The 13300-nt window shown below is 43.3% G+C and carries 11 protein-coding genes; 3 read left to right on the top strand and 8 right to left on the bottom strand.

Features of this window, described 5'->3' with window-relative positions:
- Positions 1–3: 3 nt before the first annotated feature.
- The 3 genes from CPIN_RS15195 to CPIN_RS15185 form a co-directional block, all read right to left on the bottom strand.
- On the bottom strand, positions 4–3585 hold the full coding sequence (locus tag CPIN_RS15195) for a SusC/RagA family TonB-linked outer membrane protein (RefSeq protein ID WP_083781202.1): 3582 nt from the start codon (positions 3583–3585) through the stop codon (positions 4–6).
- A gap of 256 nt (positions 3586–3841) precedes the next feature.
- Entirely contained in the window at positions 3842–5035 is a 1194-nt protein-coding gene (locus CPIN_RS15190) for a FecR family protein (RefSeq protein ID WP_012790696.1), read from the bottom strand.
- Between the two features lie 68 nt (positions 5036–5103).
- On the bottom strand, positions 5104–5706 hold the full coding sequence (locus tag CPIN_RS15185; protein WP_012790695.1) for an RNA polymerase sigma factor: 603 nt from the start codon (positions 5704–5706) through the stop codon (positions 5104–5106).
- 437 nt (positions 5707–6143) lie between these two features.
- On the opposite strand from CPIN_RS15185, the gene CPIN_RS15180 reads away from it, so the two are divergent.
- Positions 6144–6353: a hypothetical protein gene (locus tag CPIN_RS15180; protein WP_044218781.1), complete on the top strand. Its 210-nt coding sequence runs from the start codon at positions 6144–6146 to the stop codon at positions 6351–6353.
- 71 nt (positions 6354–6424) lie between these two features.
- Here CPIN_RS15180 and CPIN_RS15175 read toward each other — a convergent pair whose 3' ends face one another.
- The 3 genes from CPIN_RS15175 to CPIN_RS15165 form a co-directional block, all read right to left on the bottom strand.
- Complete coding sequence (locus CPIN_RS15175; RefSeq protein ID WP_012790694.1) at positions 6425–7261, bottom strand: alpha/beta fold hydrolase; 837 nt, start codon at positions 7259–7261, stop codon at positions 6425–6427.
- Between the two features lie 134 nt (positions 7262–7395).
- Positions 7396–8007, bottom strand: a complete 612-nt coding sequence (locus tag CPIN_RS15170; RefSeq protein WP_012790693.1) for an HD domain-containing protein — start codon at positions 8005–8007, stop codon at positions 7396–7398.
- A gap of 142 nt (positions 8008–8149) precedes the next feature.
- Positions 8150–8944 (bottom strand): SDR family oxidoreductase, encoded by a 795-nt coding sequence (locus tag CPIN_RS15165; RefSeq protein ID WP_012790692.1) that lies wholly within the window; start codon positions 8942–8944, stop codon positions 8150–8152.
- 128 nt (positions 8945–9072) lie between these two features.
- Between CPIN_RS15165 and CPIN_RS15160 the strand changes: the two genes are divergently transcribed.
- Positions 9073–9432 carry a winged helix-turn-helix transcriptional regulator gene (locus CPIN_RS15160; protein WP_012790691.1) on the top strand — a complete coding sequence of 120 codons (360 nt, stop codon included), beginning with the start codon at positions 9073–9075 and terminating at the stop codon, positions 9430–9432.
- A 29-nt stretch (positions 9433–9461) separates the two neighbouring features.
- Here CPIN_RS15160 and CPIN_RS15155 read toward each other — a convergent pair whose 3' ends face one another.
- Together CPIN_RS15155 and CPIN_RS15150 are read right to left on the bottom strand one after the other, a co-directional pair.
- Positions 9462–11726, bottom strand: a complete 2265-nt coding sequence (locus CPIN_RS15155; protein WP_012790690.1) for an ATP-binding cassette domain-containing protein — start codon at positions 11724–11726, stop codon at positions 9462–9464.
- A gap of 50 nt (positions 11727–11776) precedes the next feature.
- Positions 11777–12469 (bottom strand): helix-turn-helix transcriptional regulator, encoded by a 693-nt coding sequence (locus CPIN_RS15150; protein WP_222838208.1) that lies wholly within the window; start codon positions 12467–12469, stop codon positions 11777–11779.
- Between the two features lie 192 nt (positions 12470–12661).
- Here CPIN_RS15150 and CPIN_RS15145 point away from each other — a divergent pair, with 192 nt between their 5' ends.
- Positions 12662–13231: a peroxiredoxin gene (locus CPIN_RS15145; RefSeq protein WP_012790688.1), complete on the top strand. Its 570-nt coding sequence runs from the start codon at positions 12662–12664 to the stop codon at positions 13229–13231.
- Positions 13232–13300 lie beyond the last annotated feature (69 nt).

The following is a 13300-nucleotide window of genomic DNA, read 5'->3' as shown; positions in this document are numbered from 1 at the left end:
ATGTTAGAGTGTCATGTTAAATGAAAGCGACGCCAGTCTGCGTGCCGGCCAGCCCACTGTTTCCGGATCATAACCTCTCCATTTCTTATCAAATGTGATCAGGAAAGGGTTTGTTAAACTGAATGATGTGCTCAGACGTTTAATATGGATTCTTTCGAGTATCGACTGTGTGAATTCATAATTCAGTGACATCTGACGACAACGGATAAAATCAGCATTTCCCACCATATAATCAGATGCATTATACAAGGTATATGGTGTCAGTGTTGTTGATTTATTTAACTGCGGTAAAGTCAACTCATAGTAACGGGGGTTACCTGGAGGGATTACCGGCACATTGGTATTTAATTCATCTCCCGGATGTTGCCAGCGTTCTTTCAGGATACGTGGCACATTCTGTTCAGGAGTTGGGGCGCCACTTGCATTATAAAATGAAGGCAGACGTTTGCTGGCGCCAAACGCCACTGCAAACTGCGCACTGAAGGATATATTCTTATACCTGAACATGGTATTGGCACCACCTGAAAAATCGGGTTCCAGTTTTCCTGATTTAACGAGGAAATCAAGATCATTGGAAGTAGGCTTGATATCCAGATTATTAAACATAGGGATACCGGTGTTGTGGTTAAGTCCCGCATAGGAATAAGAATAGAAGGTAGAGTATGCCTCGCCATTCACAATCGCCTGACCGCCCAGATAGTCGGCTAGCAGGTTGACTCTTTCATTCTCTTTCACCTTGTTTCTTGCCAGACCAGTATTCACAGAAATCTGCCAGCTGAAGTCCTTTGTTTTAACAGGGATAACACTTATAATCAGGTCATACCCCACATTTTCTATCTGAGAGCCAAATACGGTTGCAGAACCCATACCGTTTTCAACAGGTATCTGGCGGGAAGCCAGCACATTACTTGATTTCCTGTAGTAATTCGCTGTCGCATTGAATCGGCCATTCCATACAGAAACATCCAGCCCAAGGTTCCAGGTCTTGGTTTTTTCCCAGCCTAAATCCGGGTAGGGCAAAGACTTAATATTAAGGGTGTATTGTTTGAACTGGTCATTCAGCCCTCCGTCTGTGGCGATAAGGTATGGAGACACGGCTTCCACTGCGTTACCCTGATAACCATAAGTGGCAGACAGATCCAGCGCATTCAGCCAGTTGTTGTTGTTAAGGAATTTTTCATTTGCAAGGCGCCATCTGCCACCCAGTGACCAGGTAGGTTGAAAACGTTTGTTTTTATCCTGGCCAAAACGATTAGAGGCATCCAGTCGCGCGTTAAAGTTGAAAATGTAACGGGCGTCATATGCATACACAGCAGAGAAATATTCGCTCAGGAAATTGCTTTCCTGGTTCACGATCCTGGAATTCAGTCGCATGTCCTCATGCAGGTTTGGCGCGGAAAAATTTGTCAGCATTGCCGGCATCAAAGGCACCGGTGCAAAGCTTTCTCCGCGGTAGCGCAGATAACCATAGCGGGTATTGGTGCTTCCTTCCAAAAGAGAAGATCTTGCTTCGATACCACCCTGTAAGGTCATATTATGCTTTTGTGCAAATGAGTGGTTGTAAATAAGGGCATTCCTTACGGTATAGGATCTGTTGGATGCACTTTCCAGCTGTGCCAGTCCTCCGAAAGGCAGACGGCTGGCCAATTCTTCAGGGCTATTGGAAGACACCGTACCAAATTCATACCCTCTGTATTGCGTAGCAAAGTAAGAGAGTTCGGTCGCATAGGATTTGATGTTGGAGGTGGCTGAACTATAAGAAAGCAGACCCTGGTATTCCAGCCCTTTTGCCAACTCATAACGTACATCGATAGTAGATCCCAGTGTAGTCGTATTATTTCTGTTACCCGTATTGTCTATTTCGTTCTGAATATTGTACAGGTAAGAAAATTTATTGAGATAGGAAGTACTGGAGATCTGGCTTACCTTCTCATGAAAGAAAAATGTTCCGTCATCGTTATACAGCGGGATGGTCCTGGCAGTCTGATAGGCATAATCGAATGGATTCACACCATATGCGAAACCATCAGTCTTACGTACAGTACCATTCAGCAGGAAGTTTACAGTCATCTTCTTACCAAATTTCAGGGTCGTATTAGATGAAGCGGAAAAAGTACTCAGATCATTTCCTTTAGCTTCTCCTTTCTGCTGTTGCACATTGAAGGAAGTTCTGTTCATGATCTTCTCTGTTCCTCCGGAGATGCTGATACTGTGATTCTGGTTAAAGGAATTACGAAAAAGCAGTTTAAACCAGTCTGTATTCTGGTTTTCCATTTTTCTATACCTTGCCAGATATGTAGGGTAGTCTATTTCTTTATTTTGTAATTGCTGGATAAGCTGACCGTAACCAATTGGCAAAACAGTATTGGTATAACTGTCGCGGTTGGCGTATACTTCTTTGGAGAACTGCATCAGCTCCTGGGAGTTCATCAGATCATACATACCATAATCAGGACGCTGACCCACAGACAGACTGTTAGTATATGAAACAGATAACTGGCCAGGGCGTGCTTTTTTGGTAGTAAGAACGATTACACCGTTGGCTGCCTGAGAACCATAGATGGCGGTAGCAGACGCATCTTTCAATACAGTGATGGTTTCAATATCATTAGGGTTCAGCCAGGCAATAGCGTTAGATGCGATTAGTCTGAGATCGGCAACATCACCTGCCAGCGAACCACTACCATTCGGAATAGGAAGCGGATCACGCTGAATGATACCATCTACAACCCAGAGTGGTTCCTGATTACCCAGAATAGTTGAAGTACCACGAATACGGATCTTAGGACTTCCGCCTACCTGGCCCGTCTGTGTTATTACAGACATACCGGGAACAACCCCCTGTAACATCTGATCGATCGAGGTTTCACCCGCAATTTTTATCTCATCGGCTTTTACAGAATATACAGCGCCCACATAGTTACCTTTGTTGACGTTCATATAACCGGTAATCACCACATTATTCATTTCGTAATCCTTCCTGTTCAGGGTAATATTCAATACAAGATTATTACCTTCTGTCACCAGCAAAGAGCTGGCCTGCGCTTTATTGAGTGTATAAGCAGAGTATCCGTTGGCAGATTTCTGCACCGCGATTTCCAACGATTCGAATCCCAGCATGGAAACCTGGATCACTGTATTTTCAGGAAGGTGATTGAAGTAAAAGGTACCGCTGTTGTTGGTGATCGTACCATTGACGGTATTTTTAATTCTCACGGATACACCCGATAACAATTCCCCTGTACTGGTACGGATCGTACCGGTGATGGTAGTTGGAGGTAATACTTCCGCAGCTTTCCGTGACAGAACGATCGTTTTGTCCTTGATAAGATAAGTGACCGGCTGGTCCTTCAGCATTTCATCCAGAAATTCCGTTAAGGGCATATCCTTGGCGGAAACTGATACTGTTGCGGTTTCACTGATGGTATTTGTATTGCTGAATACAACATATCCGGTTTGCTGCTTGATGGCAGAAAAAACTTGTTTGTAAGGTATAGTTTTACCTGATATAGAGATAGTTTGTGCATGCCCTGTGGCAGCGGCCTGCAAGATGACGGTAATTAGTAATACAGCGGTCAGTTTCATAGCCAGAAAGATTTTGGTTAGGCTGGCGCTTGTAACCCGGCGATCGGGTGGCCAATAGCGTTTTTTTTGCATAAATTGCATCAGATTTGGTTGTTAATAAATGTGAATCGAAAAGACATTAATGGACTAACCAGGTCATGTTAAACGTCACGGCCGCAATCCGTGACGTTCTTTTTATTGGTTAGTTTTTGACAATACATCTCCTGACCGGAGTTCCTCCAGTAATTAATTACGCTTTCGGCATAGCTTTGGTTGTTTACTTGTTTATTACGATGAGCTTGCGTCCCTCCACCCTAAAGTCGACCTGAAATCTTTTTAAAATATCTAATAAGTCTGTTAAAGCAATCTGCCTGGTCATTTCCCCGATAAACTTATCTGCATTCGGAATACCATTCTCATATACCACTTCTATGTCATACCATCGTTCCAACTCGCGCATGACTTCTTCAAGGTTGGCGCCGTCAAAGTTGAACAATCCATTTTTCCAGGCTAATATTTTCTCCGGATCCTGATTATCTGTTATGGTGATCTTATTATTTATTATCCCCGCCTGTTGGCCTTGCTGTAGTGTTACAGCCTTTTTATGATCGGTTGATGGCACTCCTACCCTTATGCTACCATTAATAAGTGTGGCACGGATGGCGCGCTCGTTCTCGTATGCATTCACATTAAAAGAAGTACCTAAGACTTCTATATCAATCTTGTCTTTAACTGCTACAATAAAAGGCTTATTTGCATTCTTTATGACATCAAAATATACCTCTCCGGTTATTTCTACCCTTCTTTCATTCCCAACGAAGCTGGTAGGAAACCTGATAGAACTGGCCGCATTCAGCCATACATTAGTCCCGTCGGGCAGTGTTACCTGGAATTGTCTGCCTGCGGGTGTAGTCATTATATTATACTGAGCATCCATATTTCCGGTTGTGGTCGGATCGTATACTAACTGTCCTTCGGAGAGGACGATGGATGCACCGCTCTGATTAGCTATTATACCACTGCGCAGACTATCCAGGACTACTTCCCGGCCATCTGACAGTGTAAGAATGGCTCCTTGTTTACCAGGCTCAATGTTGACCGGTACTGACGCTATTACAGCCGGTTTGTTGTGGAGACGTGATGCCCAGTAATAAGAACCACCTACTAAAAGCATGGCGATCGCTGCTGCCCAACCCCATTTTCTCAGATAAACAGGGCGTATGCGTACAGGCTCGTCATTAAATTCAGGTATATGCTGGCTAATCTTACGGATTATTTTGTCTGAATCATAGGTATAGAACTGCTGCAGATGCGTGGTGAGCTGCTGGGGATCAGTCATCTGTTCAAACAGATCACGGTGGTGGGCTTCAGCATTTATCCATGCTGTCAGCTCAATCTCCTCAGCTTCATTCAGGCTGTTATCAAGATATTTAGCGATTAATGCGGCTATATAATGATTCTTTTCTGTCATGCTATACTACTAAAACAACTAACTCCACTTTATATACCGGTCTACTTTAAACTTTTTTTAAGTTTTTTTTACCGGTGTAAAATATTCAACGCTAAAACGAGCATGGGCAAGGAAAGTAACTTATTTTTAAGGATGGCGGTACGCAGTAATGCTACCCCTTTGGCTTTTTGATTCAGCACTGTCTGATAAGCCATATCTAATTCAGCGGCGATTTCGGGAGCGCTTTTCCCTTCTATAATGGCCAGGTGTACAACCTGCCGGCATTGTGGTGGTAATTTTTCTATTTCCCCTGATATAATATGTAAGACTTCTGTTTTTATATATGCATTCTCTACATCTATTGAGAAACGTTCGGCCCCCCTTTCTATGGAATTATGAATATTATCATGGCGTTTTTGCGCCTTTATATAATTAAGTGCCGCATTTTTTGCTGCGGTGAACAGGAAAGACTTCAATTGTCCTAAGGAAGGAAAATCCTCTTTTCGCTGAAAAGCGTTGATAAAACATTCTGAAACAATGTCCTCTGCCGCCATAGTATCCCCGATCAGCTGCTCTGTAAAAAAACAAAGTGACTGTTGATAGAGCGTATATACCTGGTGCAAAGCTTTTCTGTCTCCTCGCTGAAAGGCGGAAATCAGCTCAATTTCTTCATATGCTGTTCTGGCTGACAATTCGGTTAAATCCAATTGAAGTCACAAACTATGTTAAAAAAAGTTAACGCTCAAGAGTATCTCGCAAATATTTAAAATATAATTAAACGACATATAATATAATATTGGCCCCTATCCTTGTAAAAAGTGCATTCTGTCGCTTTAAAACAACCAATTATAATTAAATAAACGAACTGAGCAGCCATCTTACTATAAATTTTTAGTGAACCGTCATCCATTCCTGATATCTGGTGTCCTGCTCATATTTGTTATATGTCCGAAGCCGCTGCATTTATCGACCGCATCAAAAGTGCTTATACCAGAGAAGAGCTACCTGCCAAAACTTTGCTGGCAAAGGAAGGCGTATTAGCCCGGAAGTTATTTTATATTGATAAGGGTTGCTGTCGGTGCTGGTTCAACAACGACGGTATAGACGTTACCTTTCAGTCTCTTTTTGGTTGTCAGATCAGTTCCGTGGTACGGAATGGAAACTGCTGCTTTTTAATGAGGAAAAACTAAGTGGTCAGCATGAACAACCGGAGGTGATCAACAATTTAGAGGAAAATATCAGTAAGGCTTATGGCATAGATAAGGGAGCCGTGTTGATCAGACCTGATGGTTATATTGCTTTGATAGCTGCTACAGCGGAGATGCACTGGACTATCTGAAAGATTTAAACCGCAATTAGCTTGATAGAAGAAACCCGGCAAGCCTACACTTGCCGGGCGTGTCTTACTGGCTACTTTGCAATCTGCAAAAGCAGATCGCTTACTTTATCTGCCTGAGTGAGCATCGGGCAGTGTCCTGATTCAACGGAGTAAACATTTTTAATACCAGCTGCACTGATCATCTTTTTCTGCAGATCAATAGTGATTGCATGGTCCTGAATAGTTTGAATATAATATTTGGGAACGCCCGCGAAAGCCGGGTTCTTTAAAAATACTTTATCAGCCTGTGGAGCGATAGGCTCTGGTCTGTTATTGTCCATGAGCAGTTTTTTCACCTCGTCATTGGCATCCTGTGCGAATACAGGAACGATTTTATCGTTCGAAATAATAGCAAGCGAGCCATCTGCAGAAAACTCTAATGACGGACCAAACAAAGAATTAGGATCCATGGTGGTCAGATCAAGAATGGATTGGTTGTTAGCAGGAACGAAACCGGCCAGGTATACAAGCCTTTCCACCTTGCCAGGAATTGAATCGGCAACAGCGGTAATGATCGCGCCACCAAGACTATGCCCCACCAGTACTACCGGACCGTTTGTTGCATTGATCGCGGCCACCACTTTATCACGATAAGTGTTGATGGTAATTTTTTTAGGATCAGTCTGATCCTGACCATGGCCTGGCAACTCCACAACAACTACGTTGTTTCCGGAAGCTTCCAGTTTTGTTTTTACAAACTGCCATGCATAAGGCGCCTGAAAAGCACCGTGTACCAGTACAAAGGTTTTTGAAGGATGTTCATTGTTGTCATCTTTAGAACAACTGCTGAAAGTTAACAGCGTAGCTATTGCCAATAAGCCTAAATAGACCAATGGTCTTGCGATACGCGTTCCTAAGTGTGTTTTCATGTCTGTGTGATTAATTTCCACAAACCTCGGCCGATTCTATCTGCTAATTTTTCACTTAGGTTAATTTTCGGAAAAGTTCCGGGACATAGGGGTAACATGCTTATGACCTAACACAGCGTATAAACGTTTTAGGATTACTTTTTTTCTTCCGGATTTTCTTTTTTAAGGATGCCCTTTTCAACACTTTCATTCAACAATTGCTCTGCATATGCCCAGATAGCGGTGGAACCATGCTGGATAGCTTTCTTCTTATCATACACTTTTTGGTAATCAACATTAAATTCAACCCAGGTACCGCCATTGTTTGACGTATTCTGCAATAAAGGCTCAAACCTGTCCATCGTTTTTGCAAATTTTGCATCATCAGTAAGACCTTCTTCAAACTCTTCCCATATGGCTATAAATTCCTGCGCCTGCGCTTCCGGCAAGATGCCGAAGATACGTTGTGCAGCCAGGCGTTCTTCGTCTGTATTCGTATGATTTTTCGCAGTATCATAAATAAAAGTGTCGCCTGCATCAATTTCAACCAGGTCATGAATCAAGACCATCTTTACGACCTTCAGTACATCAATTGGCTTGTCGGCATGTTCTGCCAGCACGAGCGTCATCATTGCAAGATGCCAGCTGTGTTCTGCATCATTCTCGTGCCTGTCGCTGTTAAATAGTTTAGTTCTACGTTGGATGTATTTTAACTTATCAATTTCTTTGATAAAAGCTACCTGTTGCAACAATTGGTTTGTGTTCATCAGTTTGCGCGTTATGAGATAATTGTAAAACGCAAAGGTAAGTTGCCTGCACACAATAAATGCATGTAGCTGATGTAAAAACAAAATAGCTTCACAGGTTTGTGAAAGCTATTTTATCGTTCAATGTATGAATCTCCTGCTGCTATATTACCGGGAAATTACCGCCGTCTATGGCATAATTCGCACCCGTGATATAGGAAGCTCTGGGCGTAACAAGGAAGTAGATCAGTTCTGCCGTTTCTGCCGGATCAGCCATTCTGCCAAGTGGTACACCGCCCACTCTTTCGAAAAGCCGCTGGGTGATTCCTTCGACTGTAAGACCTGCCTTCTGTGCCAAATCCTCCAGAAAAACCGACATTGCCTCCGTATTATTCAACCCGGGAGATACGGTGATGACCCTGACTCCTTTGGCAGCTACTTCCTGCGATAGCGACTTACTATAAGCATTTAATGCTGCTTTAGCGGCGGTATAAGCCATCGTAGACTCCCAGATCGGGAACTGGCCACTGGTAGACGAGATATGGATGATAACACCGCTCCCCTGCTCCAGCATTTTGGGTAATAAAGCCCGGTCCAGGCGGACTGACGACAGTAAATTGATCTGCATCGCCTGATTCCAGTGATCGTCTGTTAATGTGCTGAATCCTCCTCCTGGGAAAGTATTAGCGCCCATGTTGTTGATAAGGATGTCCACTCCGCCAAATAACGATTGGATCTCTGTAGTAACTTTAACCACTTCTGCTGGCTGTGAAAGGTCAGCCGGTATGAAATGATAAGCAGGATTAGCCTCTTCCGGCTGGTTACGGGCAGTGACGATCACTTTTGCACCTGCCTCCAGTAATCTGGCGGTAACTGCTTTTCCGATGCCTTTGGTACCACCTGTTACGAGGGCTATTTTGCCTTTGAGCTCTCCCTGTTGATCTTGTTGATTGTTCATTGTTAGAATAAATTTACTTTTGTTTCGTAAAGAAACTAAAGCAAATAATAACATCCTTCTTTGCATGGCTAAATAGTGGTTACATGCTGGCAACTAAAAGGCAAAAAGTGGTAACATATTAGTAACTAATGAGAAAAGCGCTTCAGAATCCAGAGAACTGCGCGGTCGTACGCACAGTAGGGTATATTGGAAACAAGTGGAAGCCGATCATACTGATCAGGCTCCTCACGAGTGGTAAAGTTCGTTTTGGCCAGCTGGCCTCCAAAATACCTGACATATCCCGAAAAATTTTAAGTCAGCAGTTAAAGGAGCTGGAAGAGGACAAACTGATTATTCGTCACAGTTTTATGGAAAAACCACCACGCGTTGAATATGAGCTAAGCAGTCTGGGAAAAACACTCATTCCTGTATTAAAGGCGATGTTTGATTGGGGTAATCAGCTGGAAGAGCCTGATAAAAGATGCATCTGGGAGCCTGTGATTGATTAACAGCAATCTGTATATCACGTTTCGGGGGGCTAAGCAATTAAGTGTTGTTTTAAATACTTCGCCGTCTCAGATACCTTATTTTCCAGCAGCTGCCTGACATTTCCCTGGAAGACCAGTTCACCGCCATATTTACCGGCTCCGGGGCCAATATCCAGGATCCAATCTGCCTGTGCGATGACATCCAGGTTATGCTCAATGACAATCACGGTATTGCCCTGCTCTACCAGCCTGTCCAGGACTTGCAGTAGTTGCCCGGTGTCTGCCGGATGAAGTCCGGTACTTGGTTCGTCAAGTACGAGTATTTTATTGGCTTCCGCCAACTCGGCGCTTAACTTTAAACGTTGCCTTTCACCACCTGAAAATGTGCTGAGGCGTTGTCCTAGTTTCAGGTACCCGAGACCGAGTGCAATCAGCAGTTCAAAATGTGTGACAAAATCATATTGCTCAAAAAAGGTCATCGCTTCCTCTACTGTCAGATTCAGCACCTCTGCTATATTCTTATGCAGGAATTTATACTTTAAGACTTTAGGATCAAATCCGGTTCCATGGCAGACGTCGCATGGTTGTTCAATATCATCCATAAAGGCAAGGTCTATTTTTTCAACCCCCAAGCCTTTACAATCAGGACATGCGCCGAGACTGTTGGTACTGAAAAGCCGGTCACTGACCTTGTTTGCTGAAGCAAACAATCTTCTTAGTTTGTCAGACAGGTCCAGATAGGTCAGTAATGTACTTCTTTGACTGCCTGTAATCGGAGACTGGTTGATTATTTTCACCTCCGGCAATTGTAGCGGCAACACCTTCCCTATCAGTGTACTCTTGCCAGAACCGGCGACGCCGGTAACGACCGTTAATACGTTCCTGGGAATATCCACTGTAATATTCTTAAGATTGAACAGGCTGGCATTCTCTATCCTGATGGATGTCTGAGCCGTACGTGGGTTGTCTCTGTATGTACGTTTCTGTGAAAAATACTTCCCGGTCTTACCCTTTGAAGCGAGCAATCCTTTAAACGATCCTTCATAAATAATTTCTCCCCCATGGACACCTGACAGCGGACCTACATCTATTACGTGATCCGCGATCTTGATGATATCCGGGTCATGCTCTACAATCAGTACCGAGTTTCCTTTTTCCTTTATTTTCCGGATGATCTTTGAGATGTTATCCAGATCCTTTGCATGTAGACCAATACTTGGTTCGTCGAAAATGTACAGCAGATCCTCGATACTATTTCCCAGATGTCTGACCATCTTGATTCGTTGTGACTCACCGCCTGAAAGCGTATCAGTGGTTCTGTCCAGTGTAAGATACTGCAACCCTATGGTGACTACATTCTCCAGCTTTTTCTGCAACTCGTACCGTATTGCGCTAAAGGACTTCGAAGAGAGCGTATGAATAAATGCGAGTAGTTCGCCAACAGGCATTGCAGAACAATCTGCAATATCCATTCCCTTGATTTTACAGGAAAGTACCGTTTTGTTAAGCCTTTTGCCCTTACAATCAGGACAGCTTACCGTGTTTATAATTTTCTGCAGTTCCTTTTTCCGCAGATGATGTTCTTTAGATTCCTTTTTAAGAAAGTCGTTTTTAATCCTTGGCAGTAAGCCGATATACTGCATTGTTTTGCCCCAAGACTTATCCGGATGCGGTGGCTTATGTTCCTCCGCATAGAGTAGTAATTCCAGTTCTTTCTTACTATAGTCTCTTAGTTTTTTATCCCGGTCAAAATAACCTGAATGGGCATAACGGATCCATCTATAGCCTCCAGGCTGGAAGGTAGGGAACAATATGGGGCCTTCATTCAGTGACTTATCCTTGTCAAGCAGTGCATCTGTGTTAATCGTACTTATAAATCCCAGTCCTTCGCAGGTGGGACACATACCCTGGGGGTGGTTAAAAGAAAAGATACTTGAATAACCTACAAAAGGGTTTCCCATCCTAGAAAACAAAAGCCGTAAAGAGGCGTAGATGTCAGTTGCGGTCCCGACTGTAGACCTGGCATTACCTCCTATCCGTTTCTGACTGATGATAACAGGAACATTCAGGTGTTCAATCTTATCGACATCCGGAATACCGAGATGGCTCAACCGGTTCCTGGTGAAGCTATGCTGGGTTTCATTTACCTGTCGCTGTGCCTCTGCGCCGATCGTTTCGAAAACCAGGGATGATTTTCCAGATCCTGATACCCCGGTAAAAACAACAATCCGGCCCTTAGGGATCTCCAGTGAGATATTTTTGAGGTTATTCTGGCGGGCTCCTGATACCTTTATCATACGGTTATTCGATTTCATATGCTGCTCTTTGTTGTTAAAGCAACGAAATTAGACCAGGGTTGTGACAGCTATATGTCAGGGGTGCTGTAGTGCTGTTGAAAAAATTCGCTTAGTGTCATTTTTTGCGGTGTAAACTTCTCTTGTAAGGGTTCCAACAGTACTATCCTGTCCAGGCGGAAAACCCGAAAGTCCTTTCTCAGTCTGCAGTAAGCTATTATCAACCAATTGTCGCCTGTCCCGTAAAATGCAAATGGTTCAATTATCCTGTCTGTAGCTACAGCATGTTCATCCATGTATTTAATTTTTACCAGCTGCGCATTGGTCATTGAGATTTGTAATTGCGACAGACAGCTGCTTGAGTGTTCTTTATAGGCAGCTTGCTTAACAATGGTCCTGTCTTGCAACAAATTGACCTTTTCCTTCATTGTTTCCCGGAGTAATGCCTTGATCTTTGCTGTAGCGCCGCTGAATGCCGCCACGAAAGAGGCATCCTTATTTCCCGAGACGATCTCTTCCGCGGTAATAAGCGCATTAGCCTCACTTTCGGTAAACATGACCGGCGGTATACGATATCCATCCATTAAAGTATACCCTACCCCCTCTTCAGTAACTACGGGCACACCTGCCTGCTCCAGGGTTCTTATATCCCTGTAAATGGTTCTGACACTCACGTCAAATTTTGCCGCCAGTTCTGAAGCTGTGACAATCTTTTTAGTTAGTAAACGTATCAGGATAGCGGTTAGTCTCGTCAACCGTTTCATATCAGAGGGGGGCATACTATTCGCTTTATGTACTGTTTACAAAAATCAGGCAAATCTGTCTCCCCGGGTGACTTTAACAATTTTCTGTTTTTTTTCTAAAAGAACACGGATTTTAACTAAAGTGAAAATTCCCCTGATAATTTCAACGGAGCTTTGAAAAAACAAAATACACACATTTAATTTTTCAAAGCTATGAAACTGAATATCAAGAAAATATCGATCGCAGCATTATTGGCCATCGGATGCAGTCTGACATTTAACGCACCTGTTGCCAAAGCCCAGGACGCTACTGACCAAAAAACCCTTACCCAGGGTGACAAAGCACCTAATTTCTCACTGAAAGACCAGGATGGTAAAACATTCAAGCTATCCAGTGTTGTTGGTAAGAAAAAGCTGGTTATTTTCTTCTATCCGAAAGATGAGAGTCCGGTATGTACTGCAGAGGCATGTGCATTCAGAGATGCTTATGAAAAGTACAAAGATGCTGATGCTATCGTAATTGGTATCAACAATGGTACAGTAGAGAGCCATAAAGCATTTGCAACTAAAAATCATCTTCCGTTTACCCTATTGAGCGACCCAGGCAACGTAGTGTTGAACAAATTCGGCGTAAAAGAGCAGGATTTCGGCAACAATATGAAAGCGAGTGGTCGTGAAACTTTTGTTATCGGTCTGGATGGCAAGGTCGTTTACAGTTTCCGTGATTTTATGAAGGGCGATGAACATTCCAGCAAGGTATTAAGCTACCTTTCAGGTAAATAATTTTCTCTGCTTTTTAAGCGCCGGGCATTTATACGTGTCCGGCGCTTTTTTGTACATCCAAAAAGAAAT

This window comes from Chitinophaga pinensis DSM 2588, assembly GCF_000024005.1.
Taxonomy (GTDB): Bacteria; Bacteroidota; Bacteroidia; order Chitinophagales; family Chitinophagaceae; genus Chitinophaga; species Chitinophaga pinensis.
Note: the sequence above shows the minus strand (reverse complement) of the source record. Positions and strands in the feature narration are given on the sequence as shown.

Coding starts and splice junctions, on each gene's coding strand:
- CPIN_RS15195 (WP_083781202.1), bottom strand. CDS start 3,585: ATGAAACTGACCGCTGTATTACTAATTACCGTCATCTTGCAGGCCGCT.
- CPIN_RS15190 (WP_012790696.1), bottom strand. CDS start 5,035: ATGACAGAAAAGAATCATTATATAGCCGCATTAATCGCTAAATATCTT.
- CPIN_RS15175 (WP_012790694.1), bottom strand. CDS start 7,261: ATGAAAACACACTTAGGAACGCGTATCGCAAGACCATTGGTCTATTTA.
- CPIN_RS15170 (WP_012790693.1), bottom strand. CDS start 8,007: ATGAACACAAACCAATTGTTGCAACAGGTAGCTTTTATCAAAGAAATT.
- CPIN_RS15165 (WP_012790692.1), bottom strand. CDS start 8,944: ATGAACAATCAACAAGATCAACAGGGAGAGCTCAAAGGCAAAATAGCC.
- CPIN_RS15160 (WP_012790691.1), top strand. CDS start 9,073: ATGAGAAAAGCGCTTCAGAATCCAGAGAACTGCGCGGTCGTACGCACA.
- CPIN_RS15155 (WP_012790690.1), bottom strand. CDS start 11,726: ATGAAATCGAATAACCGTATGATAAAGGTATCAGGAGCCCGCCAGAAT.
- CPIN_RS15150 (WP_222838208.1), bottom strand. CDS start 12,469: ATGAAACGGTTGACGAGACTAACCGCTATCCTGATACGTTTACTAACT.
- CPIN_RS15145 (WP_012790688.1), top strand. CDS start 12,662: ATGAAACTGAATATCAAGAAAATATCGATCGCAGCATTATTGGCCATC.